Origin of the sequence: Bacillus sp. FSL H8-0547 (assembly GCA_038002745.1) — a bacterium.
GTDB lineage: Bacteria > Bacillota > Bacilli > Bacillales > Bacillaceae > Bacillus_P.
Window position 1 is genome coordinate 3274797 of sequence record JBBODD010000001.1, and the last position, 16965, is coordinate 3291761.

Below are 16965 nucleotides of genomic sequence, written 5' to 3' on the forward strand. Positions count from 1 at the left end.
ATGATTACCCAGAGGTGACACCCATACTAGTTTCTATGGTGTTTAAGGAATAAGGAACAATTTGAAATGCAGTTAAAAAATACTCAAAGAGAAAGGGTGAGAGACATGAGTGCACTTTTAACTCTTCTTGGAGATATTTTTTCAGCTATAGCAGCATCCTTTTTGAATAAAGAAAACAAACATAATAAGGATAATAAATGAATTTCAAGTAACAGAAGAAGGCTTTCCGATAAAGCCTTCTTTTTTATAGAAAAGACGTTGTTAATTTTGTTGTGATTTGAAATAATTGGAATTGGATGGAGGTAAATCGATTGGTGAAGAGAACAGAAGTAATGCTTGACGTTGAAATGGATGAACAAGAAATGATACACCAAGTATCTTCATATTATAAGGAGGGCTGCTTCATATATGCAATTATCCCAGACTATGAAGCAGAACTTTTAAAAACACTCTCTGCAAATTTCATCTCAGTTAAAACCATTTCGTTATCCCGTTTTTTCAAGTGGGATACTGGTGAGGTGGGGTACGTAAAGGACCTTAGTAAGCAATCTATCTATGAATTTTACTTGAGGTCAACAACAATGGACTATATTGTTTTTTCTGAAACAGATGTGACATTGTACCTGTCAAAACTTAATAAGCGCGATGATTTTTATAACCTATTTGAGTTAAATGAAATCCCTCATATCACAATAGGTCCGGATGGCCAGTGGTTAAACGTTATGGAGTATAAATAGGTTCTGGAGACTGACGTTTTAATCATCAGTACACTGGACTGGCACTATAGAAGAAGCTGAATAAAAGGCCTCTAAATCGAGGCCATAACATTATTTCTGGTCAGATAATTGTTCGCCTGTCAGTATTTCAAACAGTTCTTCCGACTTGTTTTTGTCTAATTGAATATATTTACTTTCAGCATCAATTGAGAGTTCTACTTTGTCTTTATTTGGACTTACCCATAGTTCAAATAAAGCCACTTTGGCTTCTGGATTTGGGAAAGAAAATTGGAAGTCAGCAGGACGTGCCATATCTACTTTTACATTTTCCCAATCAGCATCATCTACGATTTCTTCCGCTTTTTTTACTTTTTCATTATCTGTAATGACTTTGAAATCCTCGTATTTATTTTCATCACCAATACGCTGTAGAACTTCAATGCTTTCAGCTGCTGTACCGTTTGAACAACCTGCAGCAAACAGTTGAATTACTGCCATTAAAAATAGTAATAGCTTCATTTTTTTCAAGTTCAACCTCTCCTTTTAACATAATCAGACGTATATATCAAAAAAAAAGTTTCAAATTATTCCATCACCTATTATGGCTTATTTTCAAATTCAACGATTTTTAATGAAACAGCGTTCTATCTAAATTATATGAAGGGTTAACATGATGAGGGAGGATTTGGCTGCAGCGGCTTAGAATTATGAAAGAGGAATAATTCTAAGCCAACGAAACAGGAGAATGAACAATGAAACGGCCAAATCCTTTTGCAATCAAAATCGAGAATCAATGCTGGCTTTGCAATGATGGATATGACGAACAAGACTTATGTTCTCACGGTGAAATTTTCTTGAGCGTTCATGATACGGTTATTACACAGTCGTCCGTGAACGAAGAATGGGGAATCAGTGAGTCCGCTTTGGCACTGCTGAGAACTCTTGAAAATGATTATTGCTGCGACCCTGAACATGATGAAGGCCTGATCCTCCACGGATGCGGGGCGATCTTGATGATGGGCTGCCCCATTTCTATCCATTGGAGCGTCAAACATTTGGACGATCACGTAATTTTATCGGATTTTGTTAAAATTACTACAACCAATCCGGCTACGGGGAGTATCTATTATCCAGTTGCAGAAGTGAAAATAAGCAACGTCGATTATAAAGACCAGATTGTCTCTTTTGCCCTTCAGGCGAAAGAATTGTTTAATCATTCGAAAGAAAAACAGATTTCTGATGACTACGATAAAGAATTGTATGAAGAATTTTGGACTGAATACAACCAGCTGTTAACCAGGAATATGAAATTGTGACGTTTTTAAGTTTCTCTGTTTTTATGCAATAAAAAAAAACACCGCTTAAAGCGGTGCGATTGTACATATTCATCGTTGAACTTTTTGATTTAATCAACCATATCCGTAATTGGCCACCAGTGGAAGCCGTCTTTTTCAAGCAGTTCATCAGCGGCTTTGGGACCCATTGAGCCGGCTGCATAGTTAGGGAATTCTGCTTTGTTCGTTTCCCATGCTTTTGAGATTGTGTCCACATAGCTCCATGAGAGGGACACTTCATCCCAGTGAGTGAAGTTGGTGGCGTCTCCGCGCAAGCCGTCATAGATGAGCTTTTCATAGGCTTCAGGCGTGTTGAACTGATCTACGCAGTTGCTGCAGTAGTCAAGCTTGATCGGCTTGACGTAAGAGCCGCCGCCTGCTTCTTTAGCATTCAGGTGAAGCGTGATGCCTTCATCAGGCTGAATGTGAATGACAAGCAGGTTCGGATGCTTGCTGTCTACGTCATTTGAGTAGAGATTCATCGGCAGGTCTTTGAACTGTACAACAATCTTCGTTGATTTTGCCGTCATGCGCTTTCCTGTGCGGATATAGAAAGGCACGCCAGCCCATCTGAAGTTGTCGATCATCAGCTTGCCGGCAACATATGTTTCTGTGTTGGATTCAGGATCTACATTGCTTTCTTCGCGGTACCCTGGAACAGATACTTCTTCTGATTCGCCTTTGCCGTATTGTCCGCGTACGAAGTAATCAGGCACGTCCTTCTCTGTAAGAGGGCGGAGTGCGCGCATCACTTTCACTTTTTCAGAGCGGATCTCGTCTGTTTCAAGCTTGATCGGCGGCTCCATCGCAAGAAGGGCGACCATCTGCATTAAGTGATTTTGAACCATATCACGAAGCGCACCTGAATTTTCATAATAGCGTCCGCGGTCTTCTACACCCAGAACTTCGCTTGAAGTTACCTGAATGTTAGAGATATAGCGGTTGTTCCAAACCGACTCAAACAAAGCATTTGAGAAGCGGATGACTTCGATATTCTGCACCATCTGTTTTCCGAGATAGTGGTCAATGCGGTAAATTTGATCTTCAGAGAAAGCTTCGCGGATTTCATCGTTCAGCTCCTGTGCTGAAGGCAGGTCGTGTCCGAACGGCTTTTCAATGACAAGTCGGCTCCAGCCTTCTGTCGCTGTCAGCCCTTCGCTTTTTAAATTCCGGGCAATCGTTCCGAAAAATTCCGGCGCCATCGCCATGTAGAACATTCTGTTTCCAGGGATGCCGTATTTGCCGTCAAGGTCTGAAAGCATTCCTTTCAGCTCAAGGTAGGAAGATGGATTTGTCACATCAAATGGATGATAGTAAAAATGCGATGCAAATTCATCGAGTTCAGATGACTGCTTAATCGATGACTGAATCGAGTCGCTGACATTTGAGCGGAATTCTTCATTCGTCCACGGTCTTCTGCCCACGCCTACAACAGCGAAGTCACTGTCGATTTTTTTGCTGCGGTGCAAACGGTAGATGGAGGGGAAAAGCTTGCGCTTGGCAAGATCTCCTGTTGCTCCGAAAATTACGATTACTGCTTTTGGTTTATGTTCCGTATTCATGTATTGAACCTCACTTTGTATCAGCGGATTTATTAATATTGATATGTAACCTGTTCAAGTACTTAATTTTAATGCTAACCATGAAGTAAATCAAACATTTAAGATCAATTTCCTACATAAGTAGTATGAACCATTTCTATTGTATCCATAAAACGGAAATGAAAATGATTACAAGTAAAAGAAGAGATCGTCAAGAATGAAGATTTTTAGTACGATACAGAGGAAGATACTAGAAATAATCGGGGGTGTCTGTATGAGTTTCATCTTTGAGAATGTCAGAAAAATATACCGTACAGGTGAAGTAGAGGTGCCTGCATTAAATGACGTGAGCATTGCCTGCGGAAAAGGAGAAATCATTGTCATTCTAGGACCATCCGGCTCCGGGAAATCCACCTTTCTGAACGTGGCCGGAGGCATTGACAGAGCGGACGGGGGACAGGTCACCGTCCAGGGAGAAAACCTTCATGAAATGAACGACAGGCAGCTAACGCTTTTCAGAAGAAAGCATGCGGGCTTTATTTTTCAGTCCTATAATCTTATTTCTGCACTGACTGTCAGGGAAAATGTTGAAACCGGCGCCGACATCAGCGATGATCCTCTTTCCCCTGAAGAAATCCTGGATAAGGTCGGAATGAGTGAACACCAGCACAAATTTCCCCATCAATTAAGCGGGGGAGAGCAGCAGAGAACAGCCATTGCACGGGCAATCGTAAAAAATCCAAGTATCTTGTTCTGCGATGAGCCGACAGGAGCTCTTGATGAAGAGACCGGGAAAAAAATTCTTTCTCTTATTCAGGAAATCAACCGCATATACGGTACAACCATTCTAATGATCACCCATAATCCAGGCATTGCCGATATGGCCCATACCGTTATGAAAATGAAAAGCGGAAAAATCATTGAAACCATTAAAAATGGGGCTCCAATACCTGCAGAGCAGGTGAAATGGGTATGAAAATCAATGCCATGGCTCTGCGCACCATCAGGCAAAAGCCGCTGCAGTTTGGAGGTTCGGCGCTCCTTCTTGCGGTTGCCGTCATGCTTTTTGTAACGCTCTCAAGCACAATGGCACTGATGGATTCGAGCAATCAGCTGTTTAGAGAAGAGTATAAGCAGGAGGATTTTCAATTTACAGCAGGAGAGCGGCTGTCTGAGAACCAGCTTGCATCCATTGAAAAAGGATTTGGCGTAAACCTGCAGGCCCGCCAATGGCTGGATATCGAATGGAAGGAGGGAGTTACTGCCCGGATTCTTTCCATTCAGCAAGGAATCAATGAACCGTATGTGGTAAAGGGCCGTTTGCCTGATGAAAAGAATGAAGCAGCCATAACCGCTTCTTTTGCAGATGCACACGGCCTGAAAGTGGGAGAGAGCTGGGAAACCGGTGGGAAAACATACAGAATCACTGCCCATGTTTATCTTCCGGACTATATTTACGGCGTTCGTAACGAGAATGACCTGATGGCCGATCCAAAAACATTTGGTGTCGTACTGATGGCAAAAGAGGATTTTCCGGGGGGAAATGAACCGCCCGTTTATTATTCCGGTAGATTCTTTGAAAACGGTGATTCTCTAAGCAGTCTCAAAAAGGCCGTTTCAGAAACAGTTCCTGTCCTGAAATGGACCGATGCAAAAGACAACGTCAGAATTTCATACATTGGCGCAGAAATTGAGTCCAATCAGTCATTTGGGAGTGTTCTTCCCGTCTTTATCGGACTTCTTGCGCTGTTTATGGTTGTTTTAATGCTTAAAAGGCAAATTGACGTGCAGTCCACTCAAATTGGAACCCTTCTTGCGCTTGGGTACACGAGAAAAGAAGTTTCGTTCTCCTTTATGATGTATCCTTTGATCATTTCCATTGCCGGCACGGTACTCGGCATAGCGTCGGGACTGATTGCAGCGGGGCCGCTGACAGAGCTCTACACCGCTTTTTACAATCTTCCCATCTTAAACCGGCTTGCCTTTGATCCGGTGACTCTGATTGCTGGATTTGCCGTGCCCATTTCCGTTCTTTGTCTGGCCGGTTTCCTGACAATCAGGAAAAAAGTCAACAAACCGCCGCTCCAACTGCTGCATTCAAGACCGTCTTTTTCAAGAAAAGGAGCGATAAAGCTCCCATTGAAATGGAGCTTTAAAAGAAGGTTCCGTCTGAAGATGCTGCTCAGCAGTCCATCCAAGAGCCTTGTACTCTTTACAGGAATTCTCTTCTCTTCCTTATTAGTCACCTTTGGATTCATTTCCATGAATTCAATGAACGTGCTGATGGAAAAAACATATGAAGATGCTTATCGCTATAACTATGCGGTTTATTATCAGGAAGTAAAAACGGAGCCTGTTTCGGCAGAGGAAAGTCCGTTTTCTGCAGCAGAAGCCATTATAAAAGGGAAAGACGGCAAAAAAGACGTTAAAACGCAGCTCTTTGGCATGGATTCCTCAACGCAGTTGCTGAAACTGATTGAAAGCAGCGGAAAAGAATTAAACAGCACATTGCCGGACGGGGCAGTCGTAACTCAGGCTTTGGCTGCAGCTGAAGGCCTTGAAGCCGGAGATTCCATCACGATTCAAAATCCTTGGACTAATCAGGAGCAATCCGTCACCATCACCGGTATCGCAGAAATCTTTATCGGTCATGCCATCTACATGGAGCGCGGGGACGTGAACCGCTTTCTGAACCTTGAAGAAGATGCATACATCGGAAAATGGACGCTTGAAAAACCAGAAAAGGAATCTGGAGAAGCAATCGCTGCGATTGAAGACAAAAATGCCATGAAAAAAGGCATGCAACAGCTCCTTGAGCCAACCAACTATTCGGCAGCAGTCATCGGAGTCTTCGCATTCTTGATCGGACTCATCATCATCTACCTGATCACCAGCATGATGATGGATGAGCACACCGTGAACATTTCCCTGTTGAAAGTCATGGGCTATGACCGGAAAGAAATTTCATCCCTTCTACTGAATGTCTATACTCCGGTCGTCATAGCGGGATACGTACTCGGTGTTCCCCTTGCATTTATCAGCTATAAAGGACTGATGGCATCAGTTTCAGAATCGACCGGATTTTCACTTCCAATCGAACCTGACTATCTGATGACAGCCGCCGGTTTTGTCATCATCTATGCATCATATGTAATCTCCCTGCAGCTCTCAAAGCGAAAAATCAGCCGCATTCCGCTGCAGGAAGTGCTGAAGCGCCAGGAGTAGTTGGATTGTTATTGCCCTGGAAATTTGAGGAGGATAGAGTTTTGTTTGAGGCGGGAAAATATCAATAGCACAATAAAATGCAGGTTCATTCGAATTGAATTGAACCTGCTATTTTTTTAATACAAGGTTTAAAACTGTTTCTGCGCAGGAAAAGTTTCCTGGTCAAATGCTGTAAATACGATTATTGATTATGAAACTTACCGTTAAAATTAATGGTATGAATCCTGCAACCTTCTGGGATTTTATGATAGTATGATAAAATAATAGATATACCATTAAAAGGGAATTTTGGATTTCGCGCTTTTTTTAAAGAGTCAGCAACTTGCCAATGGACTTTGTTGGAATGAATCTTAAACAAATGTATTAATTATGAACAGGGGCCTTTTCATGAATAAAGATTCAAAGATGAGAAAGATTCAGCAAAAATACAGAAATGATATTGAATTCAAAAGCAGTAAGCGTAAAAATGGAGCAGAAGCAGTAATTATTGTTTTTTTATTCATCTTCCTTTTATACTTTGGGACTCAATTTTCAGTTTCAGAACCTGGGGGTATTCAACCACTTCAAGCTAGTGATGTTGAGGGAAACTGGATGGAAGTCACTATAGTAATTGATGATGCCTTGAAAACGAGTAATAAAGAATATACTGGGATAGCAATCGACTTTAATCCTAAACCTATAAGAATAATCCTAAAGACTTCATTGAAAAATACTAATTTGCAGGGCGATGATCTAAATAAACTTATTGGGGCAGCTAATGAGTATGTTGTATCAAATAATCTGCCTGCTTTATTATAAGACACTGATACTTATGAAATTAGTGTACGATCAAAAAATAATGAAGAATTAGCTCGTAAAGAGTTTGATAATCAGGGGAGGTAAAATTTTATGGAGTTTAAAAAAGTATTTGCCTTCGGATACATGGTATTTCTGATGATCCTTGCGTTCATTTACTTCATCATACCCTCAGAAAATACATGGATTGCAATTATCATACTGTGTGTACTCTTTGGTATCTATCAAGTCGTTATCGCAGGAACGCTAAAAAAATAGACAATTGCCTCTTTCCAACTTTGAACCGAGATTCTTTTAAAACGGTAAGATACACGTAATGAGCTATTCGCAGTGATACATACAGAATGATTACAGGTTCACCCTACCAAAATGCAGTGAATTATTTGAAAAATGAAACTTTTATCTGCTGTTGACGTAAATAGAACAAATCAACTTTATTTTGGGTTTGCAATTGTTTTATAAGGGGGGCAAGGTATGAAAAAGTATGCAATTATCGCTTTGGTCATATTTCTAGCAATGATGATCATCAATAATCTAAATATGGGAGATGAGGCAGAGAAATTAAAGCAGGAAAGAGACAATCTGACTGAGCAGGTTGCAGCTTTGAAAGAAGACAATGCAAAAAAATCTTCAGTATTAGATGATACATTGAAAGAAAATGAACGATTGATTAATGATTTTACCAGCCTTAAAAATGAAATTGATGAATTAAGAACACCAGTTGAGTATCAAGATTTCCTGGATGCGGTTCAGACAGTCGAATCTTATAAAGTGGAAGGATCTTTCAGTGAGGCAAAAGAGTTGGTTGCAGCTACCACAGGCTTCTCCTCTTTAGACAGAGCGGGAAATTGTCCTTGCGGTTTTTCATTTGAAAACGGAAGAAACATCGAATGGAAGCCAAAATCTGTGCTTGATCTAAAGGAACTGGGGATCGAAGGAGAAAAAATTATACTTACCTATCAAACAGGAGAAATGATAAAGGACGATTATCAATTTGTCATGACGAACACTGAAGGAGTTAATGATAAGACACTTAAGTGGAGAATCGAAGAAATTAAAACAACCAAGAGATAGCGTATTTGTATCCATATACAGCAGGCTGCACCGCTGTGAGAAGGGAGAAATTGATGAAGAAACTATTTATTGCCGTCCTTTTATTAGGAGTATTGTCAGGATGCACGAATCAATTTATAAACTTTTCGGGAGAAAGCAAAAGCTGGACCGGAAAATACACAGCAACTATTGATGGAAATGAAGAGCATGGCAGCTACGAATTTCATTTTAAAGACGGAAATGAGAGCACTCAATTTAACGCTCTTGACATAAACATATGCGATGGAAAGACGACTCAATCAGAAAAAAATGTTAAAGCCGCTACGATTACTCTGTCTTCCAACTGCAGAGGATGTTCTGTAACAGGAAAAGGGGAAAAGCAGAAGGTGACAATTAAATGGGACGATCAGAATGAGGAAACCTTCTATTTGCAGGAGAAGTAAATTTGACGAGCGAATTGATGTGACAGTTTACTTTGGAGGTCCGACAATCGAATATGAACAGAAGAAGTATAAGAAGAGACTCATTTAAAGAGAAATGCAGGGAATTTGGATTTGAAATTCTGTTTGAAGTTGTTTGGAATATCATCACGTTTGTTCCTAGGATGCTGTTTCGTCTTGTGAAAAGCATTTTTGATCATAATTAATGCTCCGTAATCATCTGAAATTAAAAGATAGATGGAGAGATTCATGGACATACAGTGCTTTAAAGTATGAATAGACACAAGGTTAACTCTAATTACTGGGCTGGCAGATGTGGGACATATTGAAAAAATTGATAATAAATTAGTTGAAAATCGCTTGGAGTGATCGTATGTCTAAATATATAAGTATCTTCTTTTTGGCTCTCTCTTCATGAGAGGGGGAAATGCTGCGGAAGAGGCTGTATACACATTCGGGGCCATCATCGTCATCTTACTTTCATTTTTAGTCTCACAAATTTACCAATTAATTGATTTAATTCGAAAGAAATACTAAACAGCCCTTTATTCCTAAAGAGGCTGTTTTTTTCATGCATTCGTTATTTTTTCATCTCCTGGTAATATACCTCAAGAAGCTTTTCGACTGGAATATCGTCAATTGTCATACCTGCTATATCACAATCTGCGATGCGCATGTTTTTCAGGCTGCTGTTCGTAATGGTCGTTCCCTGAAGGTCACATCTTTCAAAAGAGATTGGTTCTTCATCATCTCCGAGGTTTGTATCCATAAAGCGGGCTCCTGCAAGAGTGACTAATCTCATTTTGCTGTAAGAAAGGTTTAAATCCGCGAAAAATGAATGTCTGAAATTAATATTCTGAAATTTTGAGTGACTGAGGTTACAGTTGCTGATATGAGTATTCATTAAATTGCTGTTACTAAAGGAACTGCCTTCTGCGTTTACTTGATAGAACTCTGTTTGACTCATATTGCAGTTTTCATATTGAGTTTTCGAAAAATCTTGATTCTCTGTCAGCCTTTCTATCTATATCTGCAGAACTTTCTCTTCTCTTTATATAACAGTATTCATCTTCTGTTTTGAAAGTGGTTCGATACCCCATCTTCTCGTAAAAATGGTGGTTATTCACTTGTCTGCTGGATGTCTCAAGGTCCCATGTTCTTACGGCCGGAAATTCCTCTTCCATTAACTCAATGACCTTTGAGCCAATTTTTTTTCCCTGATAATCGGGGGCCAGGAAGATCCGGTCTAATCTGCCGAAAGATTTACCCGTTATACTCACGATGATGCCGCCAACAATATTGCTGTTATAGATGATTTTAAAGTAAATCAATTCTTCAATCATATATTTTGTCATTTCAACTGAAGAATATCCAGGAGGCTGGATGTTGTAATCAATCATTTCCTGATTTGGAAGCCATCTTCTTGCTTCTTCATCAAATGCAGTTTTCATTATGTCTGTTAGCATTGCTGCATCTGATATGACTGCTCTTTCGATTGTTATCACTGTTTTATTCTCCCTTTTTCCAAATAGAAATAAATTCTGTTCAACTATAAAAATCTTTAAGTTTGCAGGCTGCCAAGTATATAATATCATGAAAAGTAAACGTTACCATATATTTAAAATTAAGTGGAATATTAGATATGAGCAGATACATCTTTCATATTGAGCATAATTTTTCAACTTTTTCTACTAAAACACGACTTTTCAATACAACATACGTCTAAATAACAGGCACCCACAATCTAAGGAAGAGGACGATTCATTTGGAAGATGCTAGAGAGACCGAAATAGAAGAATGGTACAGCCACTATCATCAGACCATTTTCAAGTACATTCTAATGATGACGAAAGATTATCAGCAGGCTGAAGACTTAACGCACGAAACGTTTTTAAAGGCATTCAGGCAGCATCATACCTTCAGGCAGGAATCAAGTCCGAAAACCTGGCTGTTTCGAATTGCGCACAATGTGACGGTTGATTACGCAAGAAAGCAAAAGCCGGTTCGATTAATAATGGAACTCTTCCGTCAGAAGAAAGACTCCTGCTTGCTTCCGGAGCATTTCGTTGAGATGAAAGAGAGGTCACAGGAGCTTTATCAGGCCTTGGAAATGCTGAAGGATTCGCATCGTGAGGTTATTATTCTCCGTAAAATCAAGGGATTCTCAATCAGCGAGACGTCCGAAATACTCGGCTGGTCAGAAACCAAGGTGAAATCCACACTCTCAAGAGCCATTCTTGCCCTGGAAAAAACATTGATCAAGGAGGGTTATCAGGATGAACAAAGAAGTAAGTTACTATGACGAACTGCTGCAGAAGGTAGATGATCAAATAGAATGGAGTCCTCAACGTTCGCAAGTGGTTCGAAGAAAACTTCTTAAAAACATTCATAAAACAAATATGATGTCAAAGCTACAGCGCGTTTATATTTTATCAATAAGCTCAGTATTAGCTGCTTTATTTCTGTTTGTGATGGCTGGTCAGATCAGCGGACAGCTGAACCTGACCGAGTCAGGCATCTTTTCACCCGGTCACAGCAGCGGAAACAGCAAATTCATCGAAGGTGTCCATTATCAAATGGAGACAATCAACGGACAAAAAACGGCGGTACTTACAAATGAAGGAATCGAGAATACGGTCTATCCAATGGATGCCAATGCAACCATCAATACCATTGCAGGAGAACCGGAAATCCATCTAAGTATTTCCAAGCAGGGTAAGAATGAGGTCTTCGAAACTCAGGCCATATACACAACAACTGCACCAGGACAGCACATATATATCGATACTCAAAGACACAATGAACCAATCGGTACAAGAATAGAAATGCTGCTGCCGCATAAGAAATATCCAAGTTTATCCGATTCAGCATACGAAGTGAAAATATCAGGTCACAGAGCTGTTATGCAGGAAGAAAAAACAGGAATTGGCAAGACTGATCTGTATGTAGTTACTGAAAACTATATTTATCATATTTATTCTTCTGGAATGAGTAAAAAGGATTCCATCATAGATCCGCAGGAACTGATTAGTCTTGCAAACTTACTTCGATTTGAAAAAGAATAAAGTAAGAAGATGCGACCGGGACATTATATGTTTTCATTCTGAAATGATTATTGTTATGAAGACAGGAGAGGAATATCATTTGAAAATAAGGTTTGCTGAAGAAAAGGATATTGACCAATTAATAAAAATGAGATGGGATTTCACTATTGAACATGATGAGAGCAAGAAAAGCTCATCTTTTACAGACTTTGAGAAAGAATGCCGAAGTTTCTTGGAGCACGCTATTAAGGGTGACAGGTGGATGATCTGGGTTGCTGAAGGAAATGGAAAACTGGTATCTCATATATACATAGAGCTAATTGAAAAAGTCCCGAGGCCAGGAAGAACAACCTATCCTTTTGCTTACATGACCAACGTGTATACCATTCCTGAATATAGAAATAAGGGGATTGGGAGTATGGTGCTAGGCTCGATTAATCAGTGGATTAAAGATACTAAGTGTGAATTTGTTATTGTTTGGCCAAGTGATGATGCCATTGATTATTATAAGAAAAATGGGTATGCATATTGTGTAGAGCCGATGGAATATTTTCCTTCTTAAGTGAACGATTTAGTTCTTACGTTTGCCTTTGTTCATCGACAGAAATCGATGGCTGGGGCAAACGATAAGCCTCTAACTGTACTTGGATTTCACTCTATGATAATAGCCAAAAGATAAAAGAACGGTTCCTATGACAGCAGCTGTTGAAATGTAAACGCCATCCCAATCCTCCGAACTCCCTGCCAGGATCCAGACCTCATATGTGATAAAGATGAGTGATAAGACAATGACAATTCCCAACAGCATGGAACGGGCAATTTGTTTTGCTTCTGCAAGAGTCGTCTTTGGATTTGTTTTTTCACCTGAAACCATTTTACGGACTGCAAACAGCAAAACGAAAAGTCCCGCAGTAAGCAATAGAACATGCATCATATCTGAATCTCCTTTCTTCATTACTATTGGAAAATACTGATAAGATGAGTTTATCATAGGAAGGCTGAATTCAGATATATAAATTAGACCTCTCTGTTGAAAGAAATAAATGTTTCTTGAATGAAAAAAGGTGTTGTTACTGGTGTATCTATTTGGAATAATTAATATGGATCAGGCGGATGAAGAGGATGCCTTGCCTGACTGCGGACTCAAGAGAATGAAAGAGCTCTAGAGTTCCTGATTCATAGAAACTACATACAAAGGAAAGATAGATGATGAAATTCATTAAACGATTTATTTTAAACCGGCCTGCTGAAAAGCGGCTGGCATATTTTTACGGAATGATTGCAACAGATGAGCAGGTGTGGCTGCTTAAGGACGAGAATGGAGAATTGGTTCTAATTGAAGATGAACTTGGAGAGTATCCATTTTTACTGCCGGTTTGGCCAAGTCGAAGCTTTGCCGAGATGGAGGCAGCGCATGTCAATAAATCAGCAGCAGCATTCAACATGCCGCTTTCGGAATTTCTAGAAGAACTGCTGGTGGATATTGAAAAAGACGGGGGAGCTGCAGCCATTTTTCCAAACGAAAAGAATACGAGCATACAAAATCGTGACGAGATAAAGGAAATGCTCACCCGTATTTAATGGTCATCTAATTTGCTTCTGACAGGAGCGTCAATCAAGAAGGATTGGCGCTTTTTATGGCGAACTGTATTGGAATATTTGTATAAGGGGCCCTGTTCTATGAAAAAACTGTTAGCTGGAGCATTGCTCTTACTAAGCTGCTCTGTCTACATCCTGTTTAAACTGTTTCAAAGCCAACTGCACCTCCCCCATTTCTCCGCAGACGCCGTCAATCCCATAAGCTTTGAATGGAACAGCATTAATATCGACACCAAGTTTCAGGTGGGAGAACCCGGGTCTGTTTACCGAATCTGGTTAACGCCCATATACGTAATCGCAGGCTTGTCACTTATACTAATGTTTTTGCCATTGAAGAAGAGAAAAAGCAAAGTCTGAACATTCTCCTATAGCCAGCTAAATTGAAGCATAGGCCGACAGCTGCCTGATGAACAGCTTTCGCTATAGAGGGAAATAAGAAAGGGGAGGAACACAATGAAGAAAGATAAAAGTAAAATCAATACGGATGACGGCTGGAACCGTACTGTTTTCGGCAGTCCAACAATTGGCGGTTTTGCCGTCATCGGATTAATTGCCGTTTATATCGGATATCAATGGTTAGCCGGGTGATCGGCTGTTAATGAGGTGATTTTTATTTTACAAGTGGATAAGAAACCATGGCTGTTCATCAGTTCATTGATTTTGACAGTTTTCCTGTCATTTATTCCTGGCATAGGATACCGGGAGGAAGGAAACTACCGGTTTTTTGGAATGCCGGCTCAATGGCTTGGGTACTACGGAGACGACAAATCAGCTTCGAAATCTGGGGTTTTCTGTTGAATGTATGTATCATGTATTGGCTTTTATTTGGTGTCGTCAAACTGGTAAGTGGAAGATCTTCATGAAGATGATTTCCTGTTAAAAAGACGGATTTTATAAAGATGGAACGAAAAAATCAAATGAGGTGTCTCACATAGAAAAAGTGCCGGCAAATACTCTCCTTAAGATTGAAGAGGATCTTAAGAAAAACGATTTAGGGAAAGCCAGGGACAGACTGCATGGATTAATTGCAACGTACCCTGATGAATTAGAGCTCCGCAGAAAATTAGGGGATATTTACTATGCATTGAAGTACCCGTCAATGGCAGGACGCTACTGGTATTTGGAAAAGAATAAAACACTTGAGATGCAGCATGCCTGTATTGAATTCGAAAAATCGATGGGTAATGATCCTTTTCAGATTGTAAGAGCTTTAAAGTTTAAAGGTGATAAAGAAATAGTAAAAGATCTGGAATTCAGTGAGAATTTTTCACCTGTACAAAAAAAAGTAACTGAAAAACTGCTGGAGGAACCTGAGGATTCAGTGTTTGATAAACTGCTTGTTGCCGGCTGTCTTACAGTCTTAGTAGGTACCGTTCTATTTGCTGTTTTAGGAGTGTATTCTTTTGTGGAATGGCTAATGTAGCAAGGGGAAATATGCATGAAAAATGATAGGAGCGGATATTTTGTCAAAAGGAATGATCCATCACATTGAAATATATGTGTCTGATTTAAAAAGATCCATTGAATTCTGGGGTTGGTTTCTTGAAGACCTGGGTTACAGAAGGTATCAAGAATGGGACCAGGGACAGAGCTGGAAAATCGAAGATACTTACCTTGTCTTCGTACAAACACAGGAACGATATATGGATGTTTCTTTTAATAGGTGTCGAGTTGGCCTAAACCATCTGGCCTTTCACTCGAGTTCACGAGAGCACGTAGTTGAAATGACAAGTAAATTAAAGTCGAAAGGGATACCAATCCTTTATCCGGATAAACATCCATTCGCAGGTGGTAATGAACATTATGCCGTGTATTTTGAAGATCCGGATAGAATAAAAGTGGAACTTGTAGCGCCCTTTTAGTAATTGGGAGCGTTAATTAATGAAGGTCAAATCTCCTTTTTTTATTGGTTAGTATACATACCTAGTGCTATATAGATTGGCCAGCAACCGATCGTGAATACAATGATTGTTGAAATCGATGGATTTTATCATCAAATACTGATTACAGGAAAGAAATGTTCAAAACAAGAATTAAGGCAGATGTATGTATGTGCAAAACAAATGACTGTTGATGTTCGTGATCTGCCCAGCATCTTTTGCAGAATAAATAAATTTGACATCATCCCTTTTGAGGAAGATATTCAAGTGGATTTTGTAATTGATACAGATACGGACAGGATATATAGTCCTTTATACTGAGCAAAACCTACAAACAGCAGTCATCAACTTGGAGGAATGGATTTTGGAACCAGCTTTTTCTCGTGTATTAATTAAAGATACAAGAAATAATATATTAGTTGTTCAGGACAGAGCGGATGACTGGAGCTTCCCGGGCGGAAAGCAAGAAGCTGGTGAAACGCCTTTAGAATGTGCGAAACGAGAAGTGAAAGAAGAAATTGGAATAGATGTTAGTGATCTGATTGAGATTTGTAATGGATGCTTTTATTTCGGAGATATCAAATGGCACGGCTACTTTTATTTTGCAAATACCGCTAGTGGAATTCCCGCTATTAATGAAGTAGATAAGATTATAGGGATTCAATTTATTAATGATTTAAAATCAGTAAAATTCCATTCAGAATTATCACGGATAATTGATCAAATGTCTGGAAGTAAGCAGCTTGAAACAAGTACAACCACTTGGAACTAGAATATTCATTAAGAGGGCGTTAACCAAGAAGAGATTAACGCTTTTTTATTTCGAAGAAAGTAGGTGCAATATGCCATCAGGGAGATTGAAAATGATATCTGCTCTAAGGAACAATGTAGTTACCACACTTAGAGAAAAAGGTTTTAAAGGCTCCTTTCCTCATTTTCGACGAATCACTGATAAAAAAATAGATTTACTTACTTTCCAATTTGACAAGTACGGTGGTGGTTTTGTTGTTGAAGTTGCAAAGTGTTCTCCAAAAGGCCTTACTCATCACTGGGGCGAGAAAGTTCCGCCGAACAAAGTAACAGCACACGATGTACATCCCGATGATCGATTAAGGTTAAACGATGGACCAGATGATTGGTTTAGGTACGATCTAGCTAACGCTCCTGAGAGTATTTATGAAAAGGTCGCAATTGAGGTCTTGAATCATTTAGATGAAGCTGAAGCATATTGGGATAATAGCAAATAATTAATTTCTATCATTGACTCGCTGAATAAAAGTCTCCTAAGAACTATCGGTTTATAAGTTCAAAACAGAAAATATAAATTGGAACTTGTAG

The 16965-nt window shown here is 39.7% G+C and carries 19 protein-coding genes and 1 pseudogene; 16 read left to right on the plus strand and 4 right to left on the minus strand.

Annotated features, from left to right (window positions below):
• Positions 1-311 precede the first annotated feature (311 nt).
• Positions 312-737, plus strand: a complete 426-nt coding sequence (locus tag MHB63_16215; protein ID MEK3808065.1) for a hypothetical protein — start codon at positions 312-314, stop codon at positions 735-737.
• Positions 738-827: 90 nt separating this feature from the next.
• Here the strand turns inward: MHB63_16215 and MHB63_16220 are convergent, their stop codons facing one another.
• Positions 828-1235, minus strand: a complete 408-nt coding sequence (locus MHB63_16220; protein MEK3808066.1) for a hypothetical protein — start codon at positions 1233-1235, stop codon at positions 828-830.
• A 233-nt stretch (positions 1236-1468) separates the two neighbouring features.
• Between MHB63_16220 and MHB63_16225 the strand changes: the two genes are divergently transcribed.
• Positions 1469-2032: a hypothetical protein gene (locus MHB63_16225; GenBank protein ID MEK3808067.1), complete on the plus strand. Its 564-nt coding sequence runs from the start codon at positions 1469-1471 to the stop codon at positions 2030-2032.
• 89 nt (positions 2033-2121) lie between these two features.
• Here MHB63_16225 and zwf read toward each other — a convergent pair whose 3' ends face one another.
• Positions 2122-3612, minus strand: a complete 1491-nt coding sequence (gene zwf, locus MHB63_16230; protein MEK3808068.1) for a glucose-6-phosphate dehydrogenase — start codon at positions 3610-3612, stop codon at positions 2122-2124.
• 253 nt (positions 3613-3865) lie between these two features.
• Here zwf and MHB63_16235 point away from each other — a divergent pair, with 253 nt between their 5' ends.
• From MHB63_16235 to MHB63_16255, 5 genes are all read left to right on the plus strand, one after another.
• Complete coding sequence (locus MHB63_16235) at positions 3866-4567, plus strand: ABC transporter ATP-binding protein (GenBank protein MEK3808069.1); 702 nt, start codon at positions 3866-3868, stop codon at positions 4565-4567.
• The gene (locus MHB63_16240; GenBank protein MEK3808070.1) at positions 4564-6816 is read left to right on the plus strand and encodes an ABC transporter permease; all 2253 of its coding nucleotides are present in this window, start codon (positions 4564-4566) and stop codon (positions 6814-6816) included. Before MHB63_16235 ends, MHB63_16240 begins: the two co-directional genes overlap by 4 nt.
• 387 nt (positions 6817-7203) lie before the next feature.
• Positions 7204-7614, plus strand: coding sequence for a hypothetical protein (locus tag MHB63_16245; protein MEK3808071.1), 411 nt, complete (start codon positions 7204-7206; stop codon positions 7612-7614).
• Positions 7615-8085: 471 nt separating this feature from the next.
• Positions 8086-8685 (plus strand): hypothetical protein, encoded by a 600-nt coding sequence (locus MHB63_16250; protein ID MEK3808072.1) that lies wholly within the window; start codon positions 8086-8088, stop codon positions 8683-8685.
• A 53-nt stretch (positions 8686-8738) separates the two neighbouring features.
• Complete coding sequence (locus MHB63_16255; protein ID MEK3808073.1) at positions 8739-9107, plus strand: hypothetical protein; 369 nt, start codon at positions 8739-8741, stop codon at positions 9105-9107.
• A gap of 577 nt (positions 9108-9684) precedes the next feature.
• Here MHB63_16255 and MHB63_16260 read toward each other — a convergent pair.
• Positions 9685-10570 (minus strand): annotated as a pseudogene (locus MHB63_16260) (GNAT family N-acetyltransferase).
• Between the two features lie 299 nt (positions 10571-10869).
• On the opposite strand from MHB63_16260, the gene MHB63_16265 reads away from it, so the two are divergent.
• Genes MHB63_16265 through MHB63_16275 form a run of 3 tightly spaced genes read left to right on the plus strand, consistent with a single transcriptional unit; the run spans position 10870 to position 12710 of the window.
• Positions 10870-11406, plus strand: coding sequence for an RNA polymerase sigma factor (locus MHB63_16265; GenBank protein ID MEK3808074.1), 537 nt, complete (start codon positions 10870-10872; stop codon positions 11404-11406).
• Positions 11381-12169 (plus strand): hypothetical protein, encoded by a 789-nt coding sequence (locus tag MHB63_16270; protein ID MEK3808075.1) that lies wholly within the window; start codon positions 11381-11383, stop codon positions 12167-12169. Before MHB63_16265 ends, MHB63_16270 begins: the two co-directional genes overlap by 26 nt.
• Before the next feature lie 55 nt (positions 12170-12224).
• The gene (locus MHB63_16275) at positions 12225-12710 is read left to right on the plus strand and encodes a GNAT family N-acetyltransferase (GenBank protein MEK3808076.1); all 486 of its coding nucleotides are present in this window, start codon (positions 12225-12227) and stop codon (positions 12708-12710) included.
• Positions 12711-12782: 72 nt separating this feature from the next.
• Here the strand turns inward: MHB63_16275 and MHB63_16280 are convergent, their stop codons facing one another.
• A complete protein-coding gene (locus tag MHB63_16280) occupies positions 12783-13082 on the minus strand; it encodes a hypothetical protein (protein ID MEK3808077.1) in 300 nt (99 codons plus the stop codon).
• A 272-nt stretch (positions 13083-13354) separates the two neighbouring features.
• On the opposite strand from MHB63_16280, the gene MHB63_16285 reads away from it, so the two are divergent.
• The 6 genes from MHB63_16285 (at position 13355) to MHB63_16310 (ending at position 16874) form a co-directional block, all read left to right on the plus strand.
• Entirely contained in the window at positions 13355-13729 is a 375-nt protein-coding gene (locus MHB63_16285; protein ID MEK3808078.1) for a DUF2750 domain-containing protein, read from the plus strand.
• Positions 13730-14200: 471 nt separating this feature from the next.
• A complete protein-coding gene (locus MHB63_16290) occupies positions 14201-14335 on the plus strand; it encodes a hypothetical protein (GenBank protein MEK3808079.1) in 135 nt (44 codons plus the stop codon).
• A 334-nt stretch (positions 14336-14669) separates the two neighbouring features.
• On the plus strand, positions 14670-15170 hold the full coding sequence (locus MHB63_16295; protein ID MEK3808080.1) for a DUF6584 family protein: 501 nt from the start codon (positions 14670-14672) through the stop codon (positions 15168-15170).
• 40 nt (positions 15171-15210) lie between these two features.
• Positions 15211-15609 (plus strand): VOC family protein, encoded by a 399-nt coding sequence (locus MHB63_16300; protein MEK3808081.1) that lies wholly within the window; start codon positions 15211-15213, stop codon positions 15607-15609.
• A 382-nt stretch (positions 15610-15991) separates the two neighbouring features.
• On the plus strand, positions 15992-16399 hold the full coding sequence (locus MHB63_16305) for an NUDIX hydrolase (protein MEK3808082.1): 408 nt from the start codon (positions 15992-15994) through the stop codon (positions 16397-16399).
• A complete protein-coding gene (locus MHB63_16310; protein ID MEK3808083.1) occupies positions 16371-16874 on the plus strand; it encodes a DUF4304 domain-containing protein in 504 nt (167 codons plus the stop codon). Before MHB63_16305 ends, MHB63_16310 begins: the two co-directional genes overlap by 29 nt.
• Positions 16875-16965 lie beyond the last annotated feature (91 nt).